This window comes from Robinsoniella sp., from assembly GCF_034124845.1.
In genome coordinates this window covers 1-5788 of record NZ_JAWYAJ010000231.1, presented here as the reverse complement: position 1 = coordinate 5788, position 5788 = coordinate 1, and the positions used below count along the sequence as shown (strand labels likewise).

The window sequence follows — 5788 nt, the reverse complement described above, 5'->3', positions numbered from 1 at the left end:
TGGAGAAACTGGGATTCGGGGAAATAGATCCCGGTATGCGGGTGGGAAATTTGAGTGTGGCATATCAGCAGGTAGTGGAGATCTGCAAATGTCTGACACGCAATGCCAAGGTATTGGTATTAGATGAACCTACTGCAGTCCTGACTTTTTCTGAAATAGAGAAGTTATTTGAAGTGATTCGAAAACTGAAATCAGAAGGAACCAGTATTATTTATATATCCCACCGGCTGGAGGAAATTTTTCAGCTTAGCGATCACATTACGGTGTTGAAGGATGGCACCTATGTTGGGACGGTGCCAACTGCTTCCATTGATAAACAAAAGCTGGTCAATATGATGGTGGGCAGGGATCTGACTCAGTTGTTTCCGGGGCGAAGTGCAGTCATTGGAAAAGAAGTGCTCCGTGTGGAGGGGCTGAATGCCGGAGGGCTGGTGAACAATGTCAGCTTCTATGTAAAATCCGGAGAAATACTGGGATTCAGCGGTCTCGTGGGATCTGGCAGGACAGAAACAATGCGTGCAATTTTTGGCGCTGATCCCAAAGAATCCGGGAATATCATTTACTTTGGGAAAAAGGTAAATTTTAAGGATCCGAAAGAAGCAATCAAAAGCGGGTTTGGACTGCTTCCGGAGGATCGAAAAAAACAGGGTCTTCTATTGGAACAGAGTATTCGTGTGAATACCACCCTGGCTGCAATTGGAAAAATTACCAATCGGTTTGGTGTAATTAACCATAAGAAAGAGAAAAAGTATGTCTGTGATTTGCTTACCGGACTATCGACGAAATATGGTTCTACCGAGGATCATGCAAACAGTCTGAGCGGAGGCAACCAGCAAAAAATAGCACTTGCCAAATGGCTGGCGGCAGACTGTAAATGCGTGGTCTTTGATGAACCCACCAGGGGCGTGGACATTGGCGCCAAGATAGAAATTTATAAAATAATGAATTCACTTGCGGAAAATGGAGTGGCGGTTATCATGATTTCATCTGAAATGCCGGAGATTATCGGTATGTGCGACCGGGCAATGATTATGTTCCAGGGAAGGATAACCGGGGAACTGAGTAAGGAAGAACTGGCTGAAAGCAATTTAATAAAATATGCTATGGGGGTATAAGCGGATGCAGCAGGAGAAAAAGAAGCGCCGGATTCGGCAGCTGTTAATACAAAATAATACATATATCATCTTTATCATTTTATTTATTGTCTGTTGCCTGTTGTCGGAAAATTTTCTGACGGTAATGAACCTGAGAAATATAGCTTTGCAGCAGGCAGCACCTATTTGCGTGGCAATTGGTATGTTATTTGTAATCTTAACGGGAGGAATTGATTTATCAGTTGGCTCTGTCATGGCATTTGGTGCATCGCTGACAGCCATTCTAATTCGGGATTTTTCCATGAATTTAATCTTAGCAATTCTCATATCCCTGGCGGCGGGGCTTCTTATGGGAACTTTTATAGGATTGCTGGTTGCTTATACAAAGATGCAGGGATTCGTAGCTTCTCTGGCAATGATGACAATAGCCAGAGGAATGGCATTTGTACTTACTAACGGAACACCGATCAAATTAGAAAAGGGGTATCTGGATCTGCTGGTAAAAAAAGAACTGTTTTACCCCATTATTCTATTTACCGTGCTGATTGTAGTGATTTTTTGGTTTATTCAGAAATATACGGCTTTTGGACGTATCGTGATAGCCGTGGGGAGCAATGAGACTACGGTGGAACTGGCAGGAATCCGGGTTAAGCGTTATCTGATTTCTGTTTATGCCATTTCAGGTGTATTGGCTGCCCTGGCAGGGATTTTTGTAGCGTCCAGAAGTTCAACCGGCAGTGCGTCCGTAGGAGTAGGCCAGGAGCTGGATGCCATTACTGCATGTGTAATCGGCGGTGCAAGCCTGGCTGGCGGAAACGGGTTTGTAATAAAGACAGTGGTGGGGGCGCTGGTATTGGCACTCATTGGAAATATTATGAATTTAATGGCGGTTCCCTCCTATCCTCAGGATATCATAAAGGGATTCATTATTATTGCAGCTGTGCTGCTTCAGATCGTAACGGAGCGTTCTGAAAGAACGGTATAAGATATAAATAAAAATCGATTGCTCTGACAACCTGCACGAAGTGGAACTTCGTGCAGGTTTGAATACGTTGCGGATTATAGTTGCGGATTACACGTTTCGGATCATGTTTCAGAGCACGTTTCGGATCATGTAGCAGAGCACGTTTCGGATCATGTTTCAGAGCACGTTTCGGATCATGTTGCAGAACACGTTTTGGATCATGATGCAGAGCACGTTTCGGATCATGTTGCAGAACACGTTTTGGATCATGCTGCGAATCATGTTGCAAGTCACGTTTCGGATCATACACCAGATTATGCTTTTATCAAATATTTCTTATGCTGGATAACATGTCCGATTAAACCGATACAAAAGACCAGAGAAGATAATTTATGTATAATTTTAAAGAGCAGCATGCCTGCTGTCAGATGAGAAATAATTCCCGAAATCAAAATAAACAGGAATGACAGGATCAGAATTTGATCGATACGCCTTATGTTTACCGGCATGAACCTGTATTTTTTCCATTTGGCAAACAAGTGAACGGTGGAGAGGATCCCCAATAGAAGACCGATTAAGGTATGAACAGCAGTTCCGGTAACTTTAACCCCAAATAGAGCGGCACATAAAAAAGCAGAAATCATCATAAAAGTAAAGTCTTTGTGTTTTATCATATGTATTTTCCTTTTTGGTTTATAGTATTTTTCCATTCTGACATTGGATCGTCCCAATTCTGTTCCGGGGACGGGATCGGGAGGGTTATCTATAATAGTTGAGTTATAGATCATATTTTGAAAGTTAGGCGCGTCTAACCACAGTATCATACTATAAAATCTTGAATATGCCAAGAGTAAAGCAGCTAATAAGAAATATTCTCAGTAGTTGTACTCGCCGTACACTTTTGCTATAATAGCCTTAATAGAGCAAGGTGGGAGGGAACATAGGTATGAATGAAAAAACAAAAAATATTTTGTTATTGTTTCTCAGTTTGGTGATTGTAGTACCCCTATATATTTTTCTACATGAAGGAGGTCATGCTCTGGTAGCGGTTTTATGTGGCGCCAGGATAACAGACTTTAGTATTTTACAGGCTCATATGAGTTCCGAAGGAGGCGCATATCAACCGGTAACTTCGGCGCTGCTTCATGCGGGAGGGGTGCTGCTGCCAGTTATAACAGCGACTATATACATACTGTTGTATCGGAAAGAAAATGAAAAGCCATTCTATCGGATCTTTTCCTGCCTGTTCGTTCTGGGTTCCGTTTATTCCGGGGCGGCATGGATATTAGTGCCGATCCTATATTTAAAGGGAAGTGCACCTGTGAACGATGATGTGACGCATTTTCTAGATGTATCGGGTATGAACCCCATTGCTGTCATAGTTTTGGCTGTTCTGCTCCTGGGCATTCTCACATTTTTCACTTGGCGCAGGAAGATTTTTCAGAACTATCTGACTGCTTTTAAACCTAAAAATAAAAGTTGAACCTTACCTACAAATATTTTACAGGAGTTATAATGAAGTTACGCTTACATTGTAACGAAGTAGTGTTTAAATCTCCTTGTGTTAAGTCATGATACCTACCTTAACACAAGGAGATTTTTTACTGTAGCCAGAGTATTGAAATGATTGCACAACCTCTTTTTCTATGCTAAAATGAAAATAAAATATTTTGGCGAAATACCTCGAAATATCTGTGTTATGAACCGTAAATTAACGGTATATTTTTGTTTAGAGAAAGAGGAAATGATATGAAGGAACAAATTTCTGCAAGGCAGACAGCCCGGCTATTCTGCAGCTCCTGGTTTGAACAGAGGAATGCAGTGTTGACGACAGAATTTCTGGCTGATGATATTCAGTTTATTGGCACGGGAGAGAAAGAGTTTGCCTTTGGAAAGACCGATATGGCAAATTATGTCCTTACCGATATTCGGGAGATTCCGGAGCCGTTTGCAATGAATCTCTCAGTGATTCACGAGCAGTTTTATCATGATTCTATTTATATTATGACGGCTGAATTTACACTCAAAAATTCCGTGTACGCATGGCGCCTGCACGGCTTTTTTGCTCTGTGCAGGCAGGAAAACAGATGGCTGGTTTGCAGTCTGCACTTTGCAGAACCAGGCAGCAGCCAAAGAGGAGAAGAGCATTATCCACAGACTCTGGTGATGGAAAATGTGATGCAGCAGCGTCAGGCACTTTTAAATGATTCCCTGGCAGGGGGAATGATGGGCGGTTATATGGAGCCTGGATTCCCGTTTTATTTTATTAACCGGCGGATGCTGGAATATCTGGGTTATGAAAATGAAGAGGAATTTGTTACTGATATTGGCGGAATGATTACCCAATGTATGCATCCGGGGGACCGGGCGAGAGTGGATGATGCAGTAGATATCCAGATCGCAGATAAAGGGGAATATGTCGTTGAATACCGAATGAAGAAAAAGGACGGTACCTATATCTGGGTGCATGATGTAGGGCGTAAGATGACGGCGGAGAATGGGAAGCCGGCTATTACATCTGTTTGTGTTGATATTACTGCTCAGAAGCAGGCTCAGGAAGAAGTGCTTCATATCTATAATAATATTCCGGGAGCAGTGTTCCGGTGTCATTTTGATGCGGATTTTTCAGTAATTGATGCGAATGACGGTCTGTTTGAATTCATTGGCTATACCCGCGAAGAATTTGCACAGATGGGTAATAAAATGTCCTCTGTGATTTATCCGGATGATCTGGAGGTTATGACGGACCGGCTGAAAGCACAGCTGGAGGAGAGCAATACCATTCAAAATGAAAACCGTCTGCTCTGCAAAGACGGATCGGTGAAATGGATTTCCATTAAGGCGCAGCTTCTTACGGAAGAAGATAATGAGCGGTACTTTTATTGCGTATTTGTGGATATTACGGATGAAAAGAAGCTGCAGCAGCGGGATAAAGAGCTGTACGAAAAGGAACTGGAATATTTTACGGAGCTGTCTTCCGCAGGAGGGGGTATTCAAGGGCGGATTAACATCACCCAGGATAAGGTTGAGAGTTATGTTTCCTCATCGGAGATCGCCATTGCGCACGTAGGGGATTCATATGAAAAAACAGTGTATAATCTGTCGGCATCTGCTGTAGATACGGCATATGGGGAGAAGATACGGGATACGCTATGCCGGGAGAAGGTGCTGGCTGACCACGAGGCAGGAAAGGTGGATTACCACTTTGATTTTTTATGTCGCAGCGAAGAGGGGAGCGCTTTTTGGTGCAGCATGAGTTTTCGTTCTTCCATGAATCCTGAGACCGGTGATGTGATTATCTTTTTTTATATGTTCGATATTACGGAGCAGAAACTTCAGTCACAGCTGCTTAGCAGAATAACGGAACTGGACTATGACATTATAATGGAAATTGATATGGAACAGGATACGCACAGAATGTTTTCGCTTACCGGAAGTGAAAAGATAACATTTTCGTGCAAAGATGGCTTTCGGGCGGACATACGTGCCGTTGCAGAAAAGTATATGGATGAGATGCCGAAGAAAGAGCTTCTTGCTAAACTGGATTACGCCTATATCAGAAAGACGCTGGCGGAACAGGACACCTATACCTTTATCACTGAGATGAAGGATGAATATGGTATCGTTTATGTCAAGCGTTTTCAGGTGTTCTATATCAGCCAGGATCTGGGACGAGTGTGTATAGCGTGTAACGATGCCACGGATGTTGTCCGGCAGGAACAGAAGCAGA

Annotated in this window: 5 protein-coding genes; 4 read left to right on the top strand and 1 reads right to left on the bottom strand. The window is 42.8% G+C overall.

From position 1 onward, the window contains the following. Together ACH2DQ_RS11360 and ACH2DQ_RS11355 are read left to right on the top strand one after the other, a co-directional pair. Nucleotides 1-1115: sugar ABC transporter ATP-binding protein (locus ACH2DQ_RS11360; protein WP_395026788.1), on the top strand; the 1115-nt coding region annotated here is incomplete at its 5' end. Nucleotides 1116-1119: 4 nt separating this feature from the next. Beyond that, nucleotides 1120-2079 carry an ABC transporter permease gene (locus ACH2DQ_RS11355; RefSeq protein WP_394910833.1) on the top strand — a complete coding sequence of 320 codons (960 nt, stop codon included), beginning with the start codon at nt 1120-1122 and terminating at the stop codon, nt 2077-2079. A 293-nt stretch (nt 2080-2372) separates the two neighbouring features. On the opposite strand, the gene ACH2DQ_RS11350 is transcribed toward ACH2DQ_RS11355, so the two are convergent. Then, a complete protein-coding gene (locus tag ACH2DQ_RS11350) occupies nt 2373-2732 on the bottom strand; it encodes a hypothetical protein (RefSeq protein WP_394910834.1) in 360 nt (119 codons plus the stop codon). Nucleotides 2733-3004: 272 nt separating this feature from the next. Here ACH2DQ_RS11350 and ACH2DQ_RS11345 point away from each other — a divergent pair, with 272 nt between their 5' ends. Together ACH2DQ_RS11345 and ACH2DQ_RS11340 are read left to right on the top strand one after the other, a co-directional pair. Then, nucleotides 3005-3541 (top strand): M50 family metallopeptidase, encoded by a 537-nt coding sequence (locus tag ACH2DQ_RS11345; protein ID WP_394910835.1) that lies wholly within the window; start codon nt 3005-3007, stop codon nt 3539-3541. 266 nt (nt 3542-3807) lie between these two features. Further along, the coding region (locus ACH2DQ_RS11340; RefSeq protein ID WP_395026785.1) for a PAS domain-containing protein at nt 3808-5788 on the top strand (1981 nt) is incomplete at its 3' end.